The organism is Cupriavidus sp. 05T41, from assembly GCF_056396525.1.
The window spans coordinates 1-17,325 of sequence record NZ_JBFTLQ010000121.1; the positions used below are offsets into that span (position 1 = coordinate 1).

The 17,325-nt window shown below is 66.6% G+C and carries 12 protein-coding genes and 1 pseudogene; 10 read left to right on the forward strand and 3 right to left on the reverse strand.

The window, feature by feature from the left end:
* Positions 1 to 53: 53 nt before the first annotated feature.
* From AC1DKV_RS37440 to AC1DKV_RS37455, 4 genes are all read left to right on the forward strand, one after another.
* The gene (locus AC1DKV_RS37440) at positions 54 to 875 is read left to right on the forward strand and encodes an IclR family transcriptional regulator (protein ID WP_441622818.1); all 822 of its coding nucleotides are present in this window, start codon (positions 54 to 56) and stop codon (positions 873 to 875) included.
* Positions 876 to 1,123: 248 nt separating this feature from the next.
* The gene (locus AC1DKV_RS37445) at positions 1,124 to 3,448 is read left to right on the forward strand and encodes a bifunctional salicylyl-CoA 5-hydroxylase/oxidoreductase (protein ID WP_441622816.1); all 2,325 of its coding nucleotides are present in this window, start codon (positions 1,124 to 1,126) and stop codon (positions 3,446 to 3,448) included.
* 51 nt (positions 3,449 to 3,499) lie between these two features.
* A complete protein-coding gene (locus AC1DKV_RS37450) occupies positions 3,500 to 5,113 on the forward strand; it encodes an AMP-binding protein (protein WP_441622814.1) in 1,614 nt (537 codons plus the stop codon).
* 67 nt (positions 5,114 to 5,180) lie between these two features.
* On the forward strand, positions 5,181 to 5,573 hold the full coding sequence (locus tag AC1DKV_RS37455; RefSeq protein ID WP_441622812.1) for a RidA family protein: 393 nt from the start codon (positions 5,181 to 5,183) through the stop codon (positions 5,571 to 5,573).
* Between the two features lie 194 nt (positions 5,574 to 5,767).
* Here the strand turns inward: AC1DKV_RS37455 and AC1DKV_RS37460 are convergent, their stop codons facing one another.
* Complete coding sequence (locus AC1DKV_RS37460) at positions 5,768 to 6,052, reverse strand: hypothetical protein (protein ID WP_441622810.1); 285 nt, start codon at positions 6,050 to 6,052, stop codon at positions 5,768 to 5,770.
* A gap of 305 nt (positions 6,053 to 6,357) precedes the next feature.
* On the opposite strand from AC1DKV_RS37460, the gene AC1DKV_RS37465 reads away from it, so the two are divergent.
* Positions 6,358 to 6,966, forward strand: coding sequence for a response regulator transcription factor (locus tag AC1DKV_RS37465; protein WP_441622808.1), 609 nt, complete (start codon positions 6,358 to 6,360; stop codon positions 6,964 to 6,966).
* Between the two features lie 109 nt (positions 6,967 to 7,075).
* Here AC1DKV_RS37465 and AC1DKV_RS37470 read toward each other — a convergent pair whose 3' ends face one another.
* Entirely contained in the window at positions 7,076 to 7,513 is a 438-nt protein-coding gene (locus tag AC1DKV_RS37470; RefSeq protein ID WP_441622806.1) for a hypothetical protein, read from the reverse strand.
* Between the two features lie 482 nt (positions 7,514 to 7,995).
* Here AC1DKV_RS37470 and AC1DKV_RS37475 point away from each other — a divergent pair, with 482 nt between their 5' ends.
* Both AC1DKV_RS37475 and AC1DKV_RS37480 read left to right on the forward strand, forming a co-directional pair.
* Entirely contained in the window at positions 7,996 to 11,274 is a 3,279-nt protein-coding gene (locus tag AC1DKV_RS37475) for a response regulator (protein WP_441622804.1), read from the forward strand.
* Between the two features lie 194 nt (positions 11,275 to 11,468).
* A complete protein-coding gene (locus tag AC1DKV_RS37480; RefSeq protein ID WP_441622802.1) occupies positions 11,469 to 12,716 on the forward strand; it encodes an HD-GYP domain-containing protein in 1,248 nt (415 codons plus the stop codon).
* Between the two features lie 689 nt (positions 12,717 to 13,405).
* Here the strand turns inward: AC1DKV_RS37480 and AC1DKV_RS37485 are convergent.
* A complete protein-coding gene (locus tag AC1DKV_RS37485; protein WP_441622800.1) occupies positions 13,406 to 14,326 on the reverse strand; it encodes a LysR family transcriptional regulator in 921 nt (306 codons plus the stop codon).
* Positions 14,327 to 14,463: 137 nt separating this feature from the next.
* Between AC1DKV_RS37485 and AC1DKV_RS37490 the strand changes: the two genes are divergently transcribed.
* From AC1DKV_RS37490 to AC1DKV_RS37500, 3 genes and pseudogenes are all read left to right on the forward strand, one after another.
* The gene (locus AC1DKV_RS37490) at positions 14,464 to 15,825 is read left to right on the forward strand and encodes an MFS transporter (protein ID WP_441622798.1); all 1,362 of its coding nucleotides are present in this window, start codon (positions 14,464 to 14,466) and stop codon (positions 15,823 to 15,825) included.
* A gap of 85 nt (positions 15,826 to 15,910) precedes the next feature.
* Positions 15,911 to 17,110, forward strand: a complete 1,200-nt coding sequence (locus AC1DKV_RS37495) for a 3-hydroxybenzoate 6-monooxygenase (RefSeq protein ID WP_441622796.1) — start codon at positions 15,911 to 15,913, stop codon at positions 17,108 to 17,110.
* Positions 17,111 to 17,180: 70 nt separating this feature from the next.
* A pseudogene (locus AC1DKV_RS37500) lies at positions 17,181 to 17,325 on the forward strand (fumarylacetoacetate hydrolase family protein); the annotation flags it as partial.

A 17,325-nucleotide genomic window follows, 5' to 3' on the forward strand; every position in this document is an offset into this window, starting at 1 on the left:
GCATTTCCGCTGGACGGAAATGCCGCGCCTCAAGCGCCGCCGCAGGCGCGCCCATGCCATCGGAGAGCGCCGTGGATTCGGAGGATGCAAACAGCCGCGCGCGCGGCCGGCCGGCCAACCAGCTCGCCAACCGCTCGCTGGAGCGCGGCATCGCGCTGCTGCGTGCGTTCCGGCCCGGCTCCGAGGTGCTCGGCAACGGCGAACTGGCCGAGCGCACCGGCCTGGCCCGCTCGACCGTCAGCCGCCTGACGCAAAGCCTGGTCGACACCGGTTTCCTGCAATACGATCCCGACCTGCGTGCCTACCGCCTGGGCGTGCCGGTGCTGAGCCTGGCGCATGCCATGCGCACCGGATCGACGGTGCTGCAACTGGCCGCTCCGCTGATGCGCGAACTGGCGCAGGCAGAGCACATCAACGTCGGGCTGGCGATGGCGGACCAGGACGAGATGGTCTACCTGGAGTCGATCCGCTACAGCCGCAAGGCGTCGCTGCGCAACGTGGTGACAGGGCAGCGCGTGCCGATGCCGCTGACCTCGCTGGGCCGCGCGTGGCTGGCGGCCACGCCAGCGGAAGAGCGCGGCGCATTGATGCAGCAGTTCCGCCATCGCTTCCCCGCGCACTGGCCGGAGCTGGAGGCGCAGATCCTGCAGGCCATCGAGCATGTGCAGCGGCACGGCTGGTGCGCCGCCAGCTGGCAGCCCGAGGTGGTGGCCCTGTCCACGCCCATGCAGCTCGGCCACTATCCCCTCCATGTACTCAACGTCAGCACCTCCACGCGCGCCGGCGTGGCGGCGGCCAGCCGTGAACTCAAGCCGCATCTCATGCGGCTGGCGGGCCAGTTGCGGCAAGCATTCGAGCATGCGCAGCCGGAGTGAGAGCGATGCCGCCGCCCTGGCGGCAAACATCGCCAGGGCCTGCCGCCGGTTAGCGCAGGGCTGCGGCTGATCAGGCATTTTTCGCGCGCGCAAAGGCGCGCGTAGCCGCAATGTCTGACCCCCCCTCGTTCTTCCTCGCGGACTCCATCCGCTTAATTAGTTGACATTTAAACTATCTAAGCCTAAATTAAATACGCGCCCCGCAAGAACGGATGGACGAAGGAGCGGAAGCTCGAGGAGACCTGGTCATGAAGATCGTTTGCATCGGTGGCGGCCCCGCCGGCCTGTACTTCGCGCTGCTCATGAAGCAGCAGAATCCGCGGCACGACATCGTCGTGGTGGAACGCAACAAGCCCTATGACACGTTCGGCTGGGGCGTGGTGTTCTCGGATGCCACCATGGAGAACATGCGCCGCTGGGATCCGGTCACGGCCGGCGCGATCCAGCAGGCCTTCAATCACTGGGACGACATCGAGCTGGAGTTCAAGGGCGAGGTGATCCGCTCCGGCGGCCACGGCTTCGTGGGCATCGGCCGCAAGAAGCTGCTCAATATCCTGCAGGCGCGTTGCGAGCAGTTGGGCGTCGAGCTGGTGTTCGAGACGGAAGCGGCTTCCGATGCCGACTATGCCGACGCCGACCTCGTCATCGCCAGCGACGGCATCAATTCCCGGATCCGCGAGAAGCACGCCGCGGTCTTCAGGCCCGACGTGGCGGTGCGCCCCAACCGCTATATCTGGCTGGGCACGCACAAGCTCTACGATGCCTTCACCTTCCTGTTCGAGAAGACCGAGCACGGCTGGTTCCAGGCCCATGTCTACAAGTTCGACGACAAGACCACCACCTTCATCGTCGAATGCCCCGAGCATGTCTGGCTGGCGCACGGCCTGGACAAGGCCGACCAGGACCAGTCGATCGCCTTCTGCGAGACGCTGTTCGCCAACAACCTGCAAGGCGCGAAGCTGATGACCAACGCGCGTCACCTGCGCGGCTCGGCCTGGCTGAATTTCCAGCGCGTGGTGTGCGAACAGTGGTGGCTGCGCAACGCACAGGGCAGCCACGTGGTGCTGATGGGCGACGCCGTGCACACCGCGCACTTCGCCATCGGCTCGGGCACCAAGCTCGCCATCGAGGATGCGATCGAGCTGACCCGCCAGTTCCAGCTGCTGGGCGACAGCCCCGAGCACATCGAGCAAGTGCTCACGCGCTACCAGGAGGCGCGACGCATCGAGACGCTGCGCCTGCAGAACGCGGCGTGGAACGCCATGGAGTGGTTCGAGGTCTGCGGCGAACGCTATTGCGACCAGTTCGAGGCGCCGCAGTTCATGTATTCCATGCTCACGCGCAGCCAGCGCATCAGCCACGAGAACCTGCGCCTGCGCGACAAGCAGTGGCTCGAAGGCTACGAGCGCTGGCTCGCGCAGCGCGCCGGCGTGCCGGCCGCGCACGACGCGGTGCCGCCGCCGCCGATGTTCACGCCATACACCGTGCGCGGCGTCACGCTCAAGAACCGCATCGTGGTCTCGCCGATGGCGCAGTACTCGGCGGTCGACGGCGTGCCCGGCGACTATCACCTGGTGCATCTCGGCGCGCGGGCCATGGGCGGCGCCGGACTGGTGTTCGCCGAGATGACCTGCGTCAGCGCCGAAGGCCGCATCACGCCGGGATGCCCCGGCATGTACGAGCCGGAACACCAGGCCGCGTGGCAGCGCATCGTGGACTGGATCCACGCCAACACGGATGCGAAGTTCGCCATGCAGATCGGGCACGCCGGTGCCAAGGCATCGACCCGCCTGGCCTGGGAGGGCATCGACCAGCCGCTGGCATCCGGCAACTGGCCGGTCATCTCCGCCTCGCCGCAGCAGTACCTGGCAGGCGTGAGCCAGACCGCGCGCGAAATGACCCGGCACGACATGAACGAGGTCAGGGCCGGGTTCGTCAACGCCGCCAGGGCCGCGGCGGAGATCGGCGTGGACTGGCTCGAGCTGCATTGCGCGCACGGCTACCTGCTGTCGAGCTTTATCTCGCCGCTGACCAATCATCGCACCGACGAATACGGCGGCGGCCTGGCCAACCGCCTGCGCTACCCGCTGGAAGTATTCGCGGCGGTCCGCGCCGCATGGCCCGCGAACAAGCCGATGTCGGTGCGTATTTCCGCGCATGACTGGGTCGAAGGCGGCATCACGCCCGACGACGCGGTCGAGATCGCCAGGGCCTTCAAGGCGGCTGGCGCCGACATGATCGACTGCTCGTCGGGCCAGGTCAGCAAGAAGGAGAAGCCGGTCTACGGGCGCATGTTCCAGACGCCGTTCGCCGACCGCATCCGCCAGGAAGCCGGCATCCCGACCATTGCGGTGGGCGCCATCAGCGAAGCCGACCATGCCAACAGCATCCTCGCCGCCGGCCGCGCCGACCTGTGCGCGGTGGCCCGTCCGCACCTGGCCAACCCGGCCTGGACGCTGACCGAGGCAGCGAAGATCGGCTACACGCCGGTCGCCTGGCCGCAGCAATACCGTTCGGCCAAGGGCCAGATGGAGGCCATCTTCGCGCGCGAGAAAGCCGTCGCCGCGAACTGACCACAGAGGCTGGCGCAAGGCCATTCACATAGCACCCCAGGAGACAGCGGCATGGCCGAAAGCGCTCACGTCGATACCTTTGCCCGCGACAACCTGCCGCCGGCCGCACTGCAGCCGGCATACCTGTTCGCGCTGCCCGAATTGCAGTTCGGGCAGCGCCTGAACTGCGCCACGGAATTGCTCGACCGGCATATCGAACAGGGCCGGGGAGAGCGCGTCTGCATCCGCGCGCCCGGGCTTGCCTGGACCTATGCCGACCTGCAGGAGAAGGCCAACCGCATCGCCAATGTGCTGGTCGGCGACATGGGCCTGGTGCCGGGCAACCGCGTGCTGCTGCGCGCGCCCAACAACCCCATGCTGGTGGCTTGCTGGTTCGCCGTGATGAAGGCGGGCGCCATCGCCGTGGCTACCATGCCGCTGTTGCGCGCCAAGGAACTGAAGGCCATCGTCGAGATCGGCAAGGTCACGCACGCGCTGTGCGACGCCGCGCTGGCAGGGGAGTTGCGCCTGACCGCGCTCGAGGCGCCTTCGCTACGTCAGATGCGCCATTTCAACCATGGCGGGCCCGACAGCCTCGAGGCCGCCATGGAGCGCGCCTCGCCGCGCTTCGACAACGTGGACACGGCGGCCGAGGACACCTGCATCTTCGGCTTTACCTCGGGCACCACCGGCGTGCCCAAGGCCACCATGCACTACCACCGCGACGTCATGGCCATCTGGGCCTGCTGGCCGCGTCACGTGCTGCGGGCCACCGAAGACGATGTATTCATCGGCAGCCCGCCGCTGGCATTCACCTTCGGGCTGGGCGGACTGGTCTTGTTTCCGATGTCGGTCGGCGCTTCCACCGTGCTGCTCGAGAAGGCCAGCCCGCCGCAACTGCTCGATGGCATCAAGGACTTCGGCGCCACGGTGCTGTTCACCGCGCCCACGTCCTACCGCACGCTGGCCGCGCGCAGCGTCGAGGTGCGCCGCACGCGCCTGCGCAAGTGCGTATCGGCCGGCGAGGTTCTGCCCGCGGCCACGCGCGCATTGTGGAAGGACGCCACCGGCATCGAGCTGATCGACGGCATCGGTGCGACCGAGATGCTGCACATCTTCATTTCGCACGACGAGGCCGATGCGCGTCCTGGCGCCACCGGCAGGCCGGTGCCCGGCTACCGCGCCCGGGTGGTGGACGCACAGGGCAGGGAAGTGCCGCCGGGCACCGTGGGCCGCCTTGCCGTGCAAGGCCCGACCGGCTGCCGCTACCTGGCCGACGCGCGCCAGGCCTCCTACGTGCAGGACGGCTGGAACGTCACGGGCGATGCCTACCTGATGGATGCCGATGGCTACTTCTTCTACCAGGCGCGCACCGACGACATGATCATCTCCTCCGGCTACAACATCGCCGCGCCCGAGGTGGAGGACGCGCTGATCCTGCATCCGTCGGTGGCCGAGTGCGCGGTGATCGGGGTGCCCGACGACGAACGCGGCCAGATCGTCAAGGCCTTCGTCGTGCTGCGCCCCGGGCAGGACGGCGACGAGGCGATGGTCAGGACGCTGCAGGACTTCGTCAAGCAGACCGTCGCGCCATACAAGTACCCGCGCGCCGTCGAATTCACCGACAGGCTGCCGCGCACCCAGACCGGCAAGCTGCAGCGCTTCAAGCTGCACGAGCCACGGTGAACCCGTCCGCGCTGCCGGCAATGGCCGGCGGGGCGGATGCAATGATCAAACGAACGGAGCCATTGATATGCAAGTCCTTCTTCCTCCCGGCTGGCCGCGCCCGCGCGGCTATGCCAACGGCGTGTCCGCCCGCGGGCGTTCGGTATTCGTGGCCGGCATGATCGGCTGGGACGCCGATGGCGTCTTCCATACCGACGACCTCGCCGGCCAGGTACGCCAGGCGCTGCAGAACATCGTCGAGGTGCTGGAGGCCGGCGACGCCAGGCCCGAGCACATCGTGCGCATGACCTGGTACGTGACCGACAAGCGCGCATACATCGCGGCCTATGCGGAGATCGGCAAGGCTTTCCGCGAGATCATCGGCAGCTTCAACGCCGCCATGACCGCGGTGGAAGTCTCGGCGCTGATCGAGGACCGCGCCAAGGTGGAGATCGAGGTCACCGCGGTGGTGCCGGACTGAGGCGGCCCTGGTATCGCCTGGCTGCCGTGTGCGTGCGGTTCACCTGATCAGGGTGGCGCTCGAGGCGCAGGGAAGCCGCGTCACGCGGCTGATGGCGGGTGGCGAGGCCCGGCTCAGGCGCAAGCTGATGGTTGAGGCCTGGCGCCATGCCCGACGCGAGCGGGCCTGTCTTGCCGTGGCCGGCGCCGGGACACTCAATGCCGGGCGGGGCCGTAAGGCGGGCTCGCGGACGAAAGTTCGTGCAGCACTTGCTGGTGCAGGATATCGAGCGAGTCGGTTTCGGCGTGGAAGAGGAAGGCGCCGTCAGGTAGGCGCGAGACAAGGCGGAAGGACGCGGCCGCGCCGAAGACGGCGATATGGAGGCGGTCGCTGACGACAACCACGCCCGGCATGCCCGGCTCGTCGGTGTCCGACAGGCACGGAATGCCCAGCCGCTCGAGCTGGCGGCGGATATAGTGCGCGCTGACGATGCCTTTCATGCAAGCGCTCCTCTGGGGCGGCAAGGGACGTCTGCGATCATCGGAAAGCCACGCGCGTGGCGCAAGAGTGGAAATACTCAATGCCTGGCAGGTCGGGCGTGCGCGGCCGGGGGCGGCGGATTTGCTTCGACACCGACACCGCCGGCGCTGTCGTGCATCGGGCTGCACTTGTCCGGGGTGCGGCCGAGTCACTTCGAAGGCCCGGCGCTTTTTAGAGGATAGCCTCTAAATCCGTGTCGCCCCGGATTACCCGCCAATCGTTCCCCCCTTAGGATGGGTCTTCTTGTGTGATTCGGAGTACGTCGATGGTTTGGGAGGAGCAGGTGGTATTTGTCCTGGACGACGACGAGACGATGCTGTGGCTATACCGGGAGTTGCTGCGCAAGCCGGGTCTCAGCATTCGCACCTTTGCGTCGGCGCAGGACTTTCTGGGTGCTTACAGGCCCGGGCCAAGCGAGTGTCTTATCTGCGATCTGCGCATGCCGGAGATCGGTGGCCTCGATGTGCAAAGACGGCTGTCGGAGACCGGCATCAGCTTGCCGATCATTTTTGTCTCGGGCCACGCCGAGATCCCGTCGGTGGTGCAGGCCATGAAGGTCGGGGCCTTCGATTTCCTGGAGAAGCCCGTCGACGGCGAACGCCTGGTGGCGGTGGTCTCGGAAGCGCTGAAACACAGCAAATCCCTGCATGCTTCGCGCATCGCGATGGCCAGGCGGCACGCCAGGCTTGCACTGCTGTCGCGGCGCGAGCGCGAGGTAGCCGAACTGGTGGCGGCAGGCAAATCGAGCCGGACCATATCCGAGGACATGGGCCTGAGCGTGCGCACCGTGGAGAACCACAGGGCGCGCCTGACGGAGAAGCTCGAGATCGGCTCGGTTGCCGAACTGGTCAGGCTGCTGCACGCCGCGGCCTAGGGCGCGTCCCCTGGCGCGCCGGACGCAGTGCCCGAGGTGGCCGGCGTATGCCGCGCGGGCCTGTGGCGTCGCGGCTCTTCATCGCCGTTGCCCCGCGGGGCAACGGCCGTCAGAGCTTCCTGATGGTCCTGAGCTCGCTCTGGCGAAACACGCCCTGCACCGTGATCCACGGGAAACGTATGCCACTGCGCGTATCCTCGAAGGCGATATACGGCGTTTCGTCATCGAACATGCAGACGAATACCCGGGTGCCTTCCTTGTCGTGCCGGACCTCATAGCGGGCGCCGTGCTCAAGCTGGAAGACGATGTCGCCCTGGCGCAGCAGCTTCGACATGGGCGACATTGCCCGCTGGTCGCCGTGGGGGTGCTTGGCTCTGTGCTGGTCGTCGATGGTGCGCTGAAGCCAGTCGTCATAGCCGCACGAGGTGTTTCCCTTGGCGACGGCGAGGAGCCACTCGTCGATACGCCTGCGGTGGCGATCGCGGTTTCCCTCGTCGGCTCCGCAATCTGAATACCTGTTGTTGGCCGTGCCGATACCCTGACTCACTGTTTTCCGCATCCCGTTTTCTGCATCCCTGCATCCCTGCATACGTGCGTCCGGTTATCCCGGCTTCGCATTCGGCCTCGGCGCGCATGGCTGCGCCGAGGCGCACCCTCTTGCTCTCGTGCGGGGGCAAATATGGCGGTTGCGGGGCCGGTGGAAAAGAGTATTAGTACTCACCGCGCACGGCCGGCCCGGTGCCCGGGCGCACTGCAGGTCGCTTTGGCGATCCGGAGGCCACCTCGCGCAGGGGCTTCGGCGGCCTAGGTACTTTTACTCTTGTGACAGGGGTCCATCTCCCCGAAAATGCCGCCCGGCGGCAAATTGCGATGCAACGGCCCGAGGTGACCTTGTATCCGCCCGCCGTCTTCCTGGCGCTTCGCAACCCGTTGCGCCGCCTGCCCGCAGCGCGATCCGCCTGCGGTGCCCGCCATCCCGGCTGCGCCATGTTCCCGCCACGCAGTTGCCCACTTGCCTCACAGAAAGCCATGATGGTTCTTGCGCGCGCGCTGCAGTCGGTCCGGAGAGTCTTCAGCAGGCAAGCCAGCTCCATCGTGGTGACGACCGCGATTGCCATCGGCCTGCTGATCCTGCTCTGCATCCACGTGCTCGGCCTGCTGCAGGACGAGGTCAGGGAGCAGGCTTCGATGTACCGGCGCTCCTCGATGGAGGCCGTTGTCAGGATGACGGATTCCCTGCTGGAAGACAGCGCGGACCGGGTCCGGACCATCGTCGAGGCGCAGTACCTCATCCACCTGGCGAAGCACGTCATGCGGGCACGTGGCGACATCTCCACGCGAGCCGAGTTCGACGCCTGGATCACCGCCATCTACCGAAGCCGCGGTTTCGAGGGATATAGCCTGATCTCGCCCGACCGGATCATTGTCGCGGCGAGCAGCACTTCGTACATATCGGAGCCTGTCGCCACCTCCGCCGCGCGCATTGCGGTCGAACGCGCAATGGCCTCGGGCTTCGGCGTCACGGCGCCGATCCCGGCGCCCTTGCCGATCGATGTCAACGGCACCGAGCGCCCTCGGGGAACCCTGTTCCAGCTGGTCTGCTCCGCGGTACGCGATGAAGGCGAACTGATTGCCGTCCTGTGCCTTCGCATGAACCCGGGTCTGAGGCTGTTCGAGATCCTGCGTTCGGGGTGGGGGGGCAAGACCGGTAACGCCTACGTGATCGATGCCGAGGGCCGCCTGCTGTCCCCGAGCCGCCTTGCCGGCGAAGTGCGGATCCCCGAGGCAGCCGGGCGGGGTGCGCCCTATGGGCTGTGGGCGCGCGTGCCGCAGCGCGTGCAGCCGAAGCAGCGGCCGCTAGGCAGCGATGGCACCACCGGGCTGACGAGCGTGGCATCGCACCTGCTCGAGAACAGGCGGGCCACGACGCCGGTGCTTGACCACTACACCGACATGCGCGGGCGCAGCGTGGTCGGCATGGGCCATTGGCTGCCGGGCTTGGACATGGGCATCATCGTCGAGCAGGATGCCGCGGAGGCCTATCAGTTCTATGATCTGGCGAGGCGCGCGATCATTGGCCTGACGACCATCTCGGTCGGCCTGATCGTCGCCCTGACCGCGGTGCACTGGCGCAGCCGGCGCAGCGCCGCCGAAAACGACGAGCGATGGCTGGCATTCCGCAAGCATGTGCCGGTCGGCTTTTCCTGCGCCACGACCGACGGGACCGTCATCATGGCAAACCGCGCCTATGGCGATGCCATTGGCGCGGACGCGGAAGCGCTGGTCGGCAAGAATGCCTGGGAGGCCGTGGCGAACCCCGTCTCCGCGGAAATCATCCGCTCGACGCATCATCTCGTACTGGCGTCCGGGCAGGCACAGGATCAGGTGCATGTCCTGAAGCGCGCGCGCGGCGAGGAACGGATCTATCACCTGGTCAAGTTTCCCGTGCTGGCGGGGGACAACAGCCGGGTCGCGGGCATTGGGGCGGTGGTGACCGACATCACGGAATCGGAGGGGAACCGGCGCGCGCTGGAGGCGCTGACGATCAACCTCGAGCAGAAGATCAGGGAGCGCACGCAGGAGCTCGACACGGCCAGGGAAGTGGCCGAAGGCGCCGCGCGGGCGAAGGCGCAGTTCCTGGCCAATATGAGCCATGAAATCCGCACCCCGCTCAACGGCATCATTGGCATGACCCACCTTGCCCAGCGGGCCCGGGACAGCCGGCGGCTGGAGCACTATCTCGGCAGGATCGCAACCTCCGGCAGGCATCTGCTCGGCGTGGTGAACGACGTGCTGGATTTCTCCAAGATCGAGGCCGGCAAGCTCACGCCGCAGTCGTGCGCGTTCGAGCTGTCGCAGACGATCGAGCATGTCGCCGGCCTGTTCCTGGAGCGGGCGACGTCGAAGAACATCGTGATCACGGTGGACATACAGGACACCGTGCCGGAGTATCTGACGGGCGACGCGCTGCGCATCGGCCAGATACTGATCAACTTTGTCGGCAATGCGGTCAAGTTCACCGATCACGGGCGGGTGACCATCAGGGTCCGCGCCAGGTACCTTAGCCGTGCCGAGGTGCGGCTGTTGTTCGAAGTCCAGGACTCCGGCCTCGGCATCGAGCCGCACGCGCTTGCGTCGCTCTTCACGCCCTTCCACCAGCTGGACGGGACGACCGCGCGGCGCTTCGACGGCGCCGGGCTGGGCCTGGCGATCTCGAAGAGCCTGGCCACCATGATGGGTGGCACCGTCTTCGTGGAGAGCGAGCCGGGCATGGGCAGTACGTTCTCGCTCGACATGCTGGTCGCGCGCCAGGATCGCGGCGCCGGGGCCGACAATTGCGCCGCCGCGTTCGCCAGGGGATGGAGCAGGCTTCATGGCAGCCACGCGCGCGCCCAGCCGCCGGAGCCCGCGCGCAGCCAGGGCGGTGCCGCCCGGCACGTGGCCGAGATGCCGGCAGGGCAGGCCGATGGCCCCGGCCGCGCGCAGGACGGCGAGCTGGCAGCTTCCCCGCGATGGCAGGGCAAGCGGGTCCTGGTGGTGGAGGACAACGAAATCAACCAGGAGGTCGTCAAGGAATTGCTCGAGGCGGCCGGCATCGCCGTGGTGGTGGCCAGGGACGGCGAGGCCGGATTGTCCGCCGTGGCCGCGGCGCAGTTCGACCTCGTGCTGATGGACATCCACCTGCCCAAGCTGGACGGCTTCGAGGTGACCAGGCTGCTGCGCGCGGATGCCAGGTACGCCGCCATTCCGATCCTGGCATTCACCGCGAACGCAACACAGGAAGACCGCGAGCGTTGCCTGCGCAGCGGCATGAACGACCATATCGCCAAGCCGGTGGATCCCAGGCTGCTGGACACGATGCTGGGGCGCTGGCTATCCGCCGGCCCGGGCGCGCCGCCGGCCTTGGGAGATGCAGTCAGGGCGGGTCACAGCCGGACGGACGAAGACGTCATCCAGTCGCTGCGCGGGATCGACGGCCTTTCGGTCGAGACGGGTTTGCGCCATGTGATGGGCAGGCGGCAGCTTTACCTGCGCCTGCTGGAGCGCACGCTCGCCGCACGCCATGACGCCGCATGGCGCCTGAAGGCCTGCGCCATCCAGGGCCAGGCCGAGGAAGCCATCCTGCTGGCCCATAGCCTGAAATCCGTCCTGGCGACCATCGGCGCAGGCGGGCTCGCAAGCCGTTGCGCAGCAATCGAGAAGGGCATCCAGGGCAACTGCATCGACGCCGCGCAGCTTGCCTCGTTCGATTCTGACTATGGCGCGCTGATGGCTTCGATCCGCGGGTGCTTGCCGGCGGTATCCTGAAGCCGCGGCCTGAGTAGAACTACTCTTTGCGCACATGGGGCGGATTCGGACAATTGGGACGCGGCAACGCCGGCCCGATGTCCCGGACCGGCAGGAGGTGCTTGCCTCCTTTCCCCCGGATGTCTCGAACTCGCTCTCGCGCCGGTGCCGATGGAAGCGGCCTGGCGCAGAGTGGCCACCACGGACCAGCGCAGTTGACCGACGACCCTATGAACGCCGCTTCATTGCCCGTTTCGTTGCCCGCCACATCGGCCACATCGGCCACGTCACAGCGCTTTCCGGCGCCCGCCGCCCAGTCCGCCCTGCCGAGCGTGCTGCTGGTCGACGACACGCCGGAGAACATCCTCATCATTTCCTCGTTGCTGGAGGACCTGTACGAGATACGCGCGGTCGCCAGCGGCGAGGCCGCGCTGGAGGCCGCCCGCGCCGGCACGCCCGACATCGTCCTGCTGGACGTGGTCATGCCAGGCATGAACGGCTACCAGGCTTGCAGCCACCTCGCCTCGGACCCGGCGACCGCGGACGTGCCGGTCATCCTGCTGACCGCATCGCCCGAGAGCGAAGGCGAATCCAGAGGCTTCGAAGCCGGTGCCGTCGACTACATCGTCAAGCCGGTGAACCCGCGCGTGCTCAGGGCGAGGGTGGCGACCCATCTTTCGCTGCGCCTTGCCAACCGCCGGCTGCGCGAGCACGCCTCCAGCCTGCAAGCCGAACTGTACCGGCGCGCGCAGGCGCTGACGCTGGCGCAGGACGCGACCATCTTCGCGCTCTCCTCGCTGGTCGAGGCGCGCGACAACGAGACCGGCGGGCATATCCATCGCACGCAGCACTACGTCAAGACGATCGCCAGGACCTTGCAAGGCACGGCGGAATTCCGGGATCGCCTGACGCCAGAGATCATCGACCTCCTCTTCAAATCGGCGCCCTTGCATGATGTGGGGAAGATCGGCATAGACGACCGCATCCTGCGCAAGCCGGGACGATTGACACCGGAAGAGTTCGACATCATGAAGCAGCACACCACCATCGGCTGCGCCGCCATCGTCGAGGCCGAGAAGCATTTCGGCGCAGACGACTCCTTCCTGCGCATCGCCCGCGAGATAGCCCGGTCGCATCATGAGAGATGGAACGGCAAGGGCTATCCGGATGGCCTGTCCGGCGACGACATACCGCTCTCGGCGCGCATCATGGCGATCGCCGATGTCTATGACGCGCTGATCAGCGAACGCGTCTACAAGAAGGCGCTGTCGCACGATGTGGCAATGCAGATGGTTACGGAGCAACGCGGGCAGCATTTCGATCCGCGCATCGTCGATGCATTTGTCCGGGCCGAGCAGGAGATCCGCGCGATTGCGTTGCGCTATGCCGATGCCGATGCCGATGTGGATGTGGATGCGGAAGCCGCGCACGGCGCAGGCACATTGGCGCCAGGCTTTTCCTGACGCATCCGCCTTCGTCCCGCGGGCGCGCGATTGAGTAGACTTACTCTTCCACCGAACGCGCATCGCCGCGAGAATTGCACCGCGAATCCGGTTCGGTGGCCGACGGGCCCAGATGCCTGCACAGATTCTCCCGAATCCGGATCCGGCGGCTTCGCATTGACCGCGAAAGCAAGAGTGGACGACGCCTGGCCAGGCGCAAACGGCGAGCATGGAAATGAAAGCGGGGGGTGTCAGCTTCCATGCGATGCGATCGATGTCCGCAGGTTCGAGGGAGGCCCACGCGTGTGGGCCTCTTTTTTTCGCGCAGCGGCGCGGTGAGGCAGGGCAGGCACGTGCCGCAGAAAAAAACGAGTCCGCGCGGCGGACTCAATCCTCTTCCTCCCCGTCATCCTCTTACCGGGCTTCTCCTCCTCCTCCCTGCAGTCAAGTGCTCGTGTCGAATGAGCAGACTGAGTGTATCGGCGGCATGCCGCGGCGGCAGCTAGGGAAAGCCATCAGGCGCGCCTGCGTATTCCTACTCTTGCGCGCTGCGGTGGCGAGTCGGGGATGACTACCAAGAAGGTCGCTGCATGCATCCCTTCAAATTCGCGTCAGGCCTCTCTCGCGGCGCGTCAGCTCTCGGGCTACGTGTCGCTGATGTGTCGCCTGGGCGTCGGCTGTGGACCGAACTGAGCGATCGTCCTGCGCGTCTATGCGCCAGCAGATTCGCCGAAGAGTTCCTGCGTGACCGACCGCAGCCAGCGATTGCCGGGGTCGTCATGCTGACAGCGGTGCCAGTGCTGCTTGAGATCGAAAGCGGGAATCGGAAACGGCGGCTCCAGGACCTGTACATCCGCGATGCGCGCGAACAACTCGCCTACCGGCAGCGGTACCGTGACGACGAGATCGGTCGACGCGATCACGAGCGGAATGCTGAGGAAGTGCGGGGAACGCAGTAGCTCGCGCCGCACGATGCCGTGCTGGCGCAGATATGCCTCGACGATCTCCTGACTCCGGCTTTCGCTCTGAATCACCGCATGAGACAGCGTCCGGAACTGTCCTGCCGTTATGCGCCCCTGTGTAATCGGGTGGTCCATGCGCGCCAGGCACACGAACCCGTGCCGGAACAGGCGCTGTTGGAACACGTCCGAACCGCCGAGGTCCGGATAGTAGCCGATGGCCAAATCGATCCTGCCGCGTTCGAGCTGATCCATGATGTCCGTGTGCCGTGCCGATACCGTATGCACGTCCACATGCGGCGCCTCTTTCGTAAGCCGCGCTAGCAGTCGCGGCAAGAAAGCCGCTTCGCCCACGTCCGACAGGGCCAGCGTAAAGGTCCTGCGCGCCTGCGCCGGCTCGAAGTGCGGCGCCGTCAACAGGTGCTCCCGCACCTGCGATAACACGCCCTGCACGACAGGCGCCAGCGCCACGGCGCGCGGCGACGGCTGCATGCCCGTACGGACCTTCAGGAACAGGGGATCCCCGAGCTGGTCGCGCATCCGCTGCAACGCGTGCGACATGGCCGGCTGGCTCACGCCAATCTCCTCGGCCGCCCTGCCCAGGTGCCCGTGCCGCCACAGCGCATCAAACACGCGCAGCAGGTTCATATCGAAATCATTCGCCTCGTTCATGACCGTCATTCCCATCATTGGATTGCCGAATGATAGGCAAGGAACGAGACTTCCGTCATCCGGATTGGCCCGCAGCGCGGCAAGGCCGGCCGGAGCAGGACTCAACCACAGAACAAATCGCGCATCCAAGGAGACACATGTACCCGCCCCCTATCAGCATTGCGTCGATCATCGACGCACGGCCCCTTGGCGCCTACCGGCTTCGCATCTTTATCGTCTGCTTCCTCATCGTGCTGATGGATGGCTTCGATACCCAGGCGATCGGCTTTGCGGCCAAGGCCATGTCTTCCTCGCTCGACATTCCCATTGCGGTATTCGGGCAGGTCTTTTCCGCGGGCCTGCTGGGCGCCATGGTTGGCGCCTTCCTGCTCGGCCCGCTGGCTGACCGTTTTGGCCGCCGCTGGCTGCTGGCGGCGGCAATCCTGATCTTCTCGGCATTCTCCTTGCTCACGCCGCACGCGCCCTCGCTGCCGGGGCTGCTACTGGTCCGGTTTCTCGCTGGCCTGGGCCTTGGCGGCGCGATTCCGAACCTGCTCGCGCTGTCTGCCGAATACACCCCGCGGCCGATGCGCGGCATGATGACCGGCGTGCTCTATGCCGGCTTTCCGCTGGGTGGTGCCGTGGGCGCGCTCGTCAGTTCGCACATCGTGCCGCACTACGGCTGGCCGCCACTGTTCTATCTCGGTGGCGTGCTGCCGCTGGGCCTTGCGCTGCTGGTCATCGCGAGCCTGCCCGAATCGCTGCCGTTCCTGCTCCGGCGCAAGGACGGCCAGGATGCAGTGCGCGCCATCGTCGCGCGCATGGCTGGCCGCCCGTCGGCGTCCGATCGCCATGTCACCTATGTCGATGCCGAGGAACGCGTGCGTGGCTTGCCATTCCGGCGGCTGCTTTCGGGGGGGCGGCTCGTTCCCACGCTGCTGCTCTGGGCCAGCTTCTTCATGTGCTTCGTGCTGTTGATCGTGCTCGTACTGTGGACGCCTGCGCTGCTGCGCGGCGAGGGCATCGGTGAACACGATGCCGCGCTCGTGGTCGCCTTGATCAATCTCGGCAGCGTAGCGGGCACCGCCGCTGGCGGCCGCCTCGTGGACCGCTTCGGTCCATACCTGACGCTGCCGCTGCTGTTCATGCTCGGTGCGCTCAGCGTGTCGTCGCTCGGCTATGCCACGCAATCGCTGACTTCGCTTGCGATCGCCGCCACCCTGTGCGGCATCTTCATGGGCGCCGGCAGTTCCGGGCTGCTGAGCCTGGCCGTGCTGAGCTACCCGAGCGGGATGCGCGCCACCGGCGTGGGCTGGGCCATGGCGCTTGGCCGCATGGGCCAGGTTAGCGGACCGCTCATCGTCGGCGCTTTGCTCGCGAGCGGCTTCAGCATCAAGGCCATCTTCCTGTGCAGCGCCGTGCCGGCCGCCATCGCCGCCGCCGCGATCGTCGTGCTGCGAGTAGTGTGCGCCGCGCCGGAGGAGGGCGCCGCGTTGCCTGCGGCGCTGGACGTTCAATAGCCCCCTTTCATTCATCGCAGTCGTTGTAGGCGACATCGGTCACGAATCATCGTGGCAAGTGTCGCCCGGAGAAACTAGGAGTGTCATGCGTAATACCACTCAGTCAGCCCCGGTGCTCGTAGTCGGTGGCGGCATCGGAGGCCTTGCGGCGGCGCTCGCGCTCTCGCGCGAGGGCTGTCATGTCAAGGTGCTGGAGCAGGCCAGCGCCATCGGCGAAATCGGCGCTGGCGTGCAGTTCGGCCCCAATGCCTTCGCCGCCTTTGACGCGCTTGGCGTAGGCGAGCGCACGCGCAGCCACGCCGTCTACACCGATCACATGATGATGATCGATGCGATCGACGGCAAAGCCGTTGCCGATATCCCCGTTGGCGAAGCCTTTCGCAAGCGCTTCGGCAATCCGTATGCAGTCACGCACCGTGCCGACGTCCACAATTCGCTGCTCGAGGGTGTGCGCGAGACAGACCGGATTGAGTTTGTCACCGCCACGCGCATCGTCGAGGTCAGGCAGTCAGGGGACGGCGTTACCGCATTCGACGAACAGGGCAACAGCTACCAGGGATGCGCCCTGATTGGCGCCGACGGCGTGAAGTCCGCCATCCGCGAACAACTGGTCGGCGATCCACCGCGCGTATCGGGGCACGTGGTGTACCGCGCGGTTATCGATGCCGAGCATTTTCCGCGTGACATGCAATGGAATGCACCGGTGCTCTGGGTTGGGCCGAACTGCCACGTCGTGCATTACCCGGTCCGCGCCGGCGAGCAGTACAACCTCGTGGTGACGTTCCACAGCCGCCAGCAGGAAACCTGGGGCGTCAGCGATGGCAGCAGGGAGGAGGTGCTTTCGTACTTCCAGGGCATCGATGCCCGTCCGCACAGCCTGCTCTGCCTGCCGCCGACCTGGCGGCGCTGGGCCACGGCAGACCGCGAGCCTATCGGCCAATGGACGCACGGCCGCATCACGCTGCTCGGCGATGCCGCGCATCCGCTGCTGCAGTACCTCGCGCAGGGTGCATGCATGGCTGTGGAAGACGCCGTCACACTCGGTGCCGCCGTACGCGCGTGCGACGGCGATCTGGTGCGCGCCTTTGCGCTGTATCAGGACGCCCGCATCACCCGCACCGCTCGCGTCGTGCTGTCCACCCGCGAGTTCGGCCGCCTGTGCCACGCATCCGGCGTGGAGCGCCTGGTGCGCAATTCCCTGTGGAAAAGCCGCTCGCCGGAGCGCTTCTACGACGCGCTGGAGTGGCTCTACGGCTGGAAGGCCGAGACGTGCCTGTCCGTATGACGGGGGCCTTGCGCATCCCCCGTATCGCCCCCGAAACCTGACCTTGCAGGTCCCAATCCTGGAGTCCCACATGACCTTTGTAATTCCGCCCATTCCTGCCGTTACGATTCCCGTGGTTGGCGGCAACGACCAGTTTCCCGTTCGCCGCATCTACTGTGTTGGCCGCAACTACGCCGCGCACGTGCGCGAGATGGGCATGGACCCGAGCCGGGAGC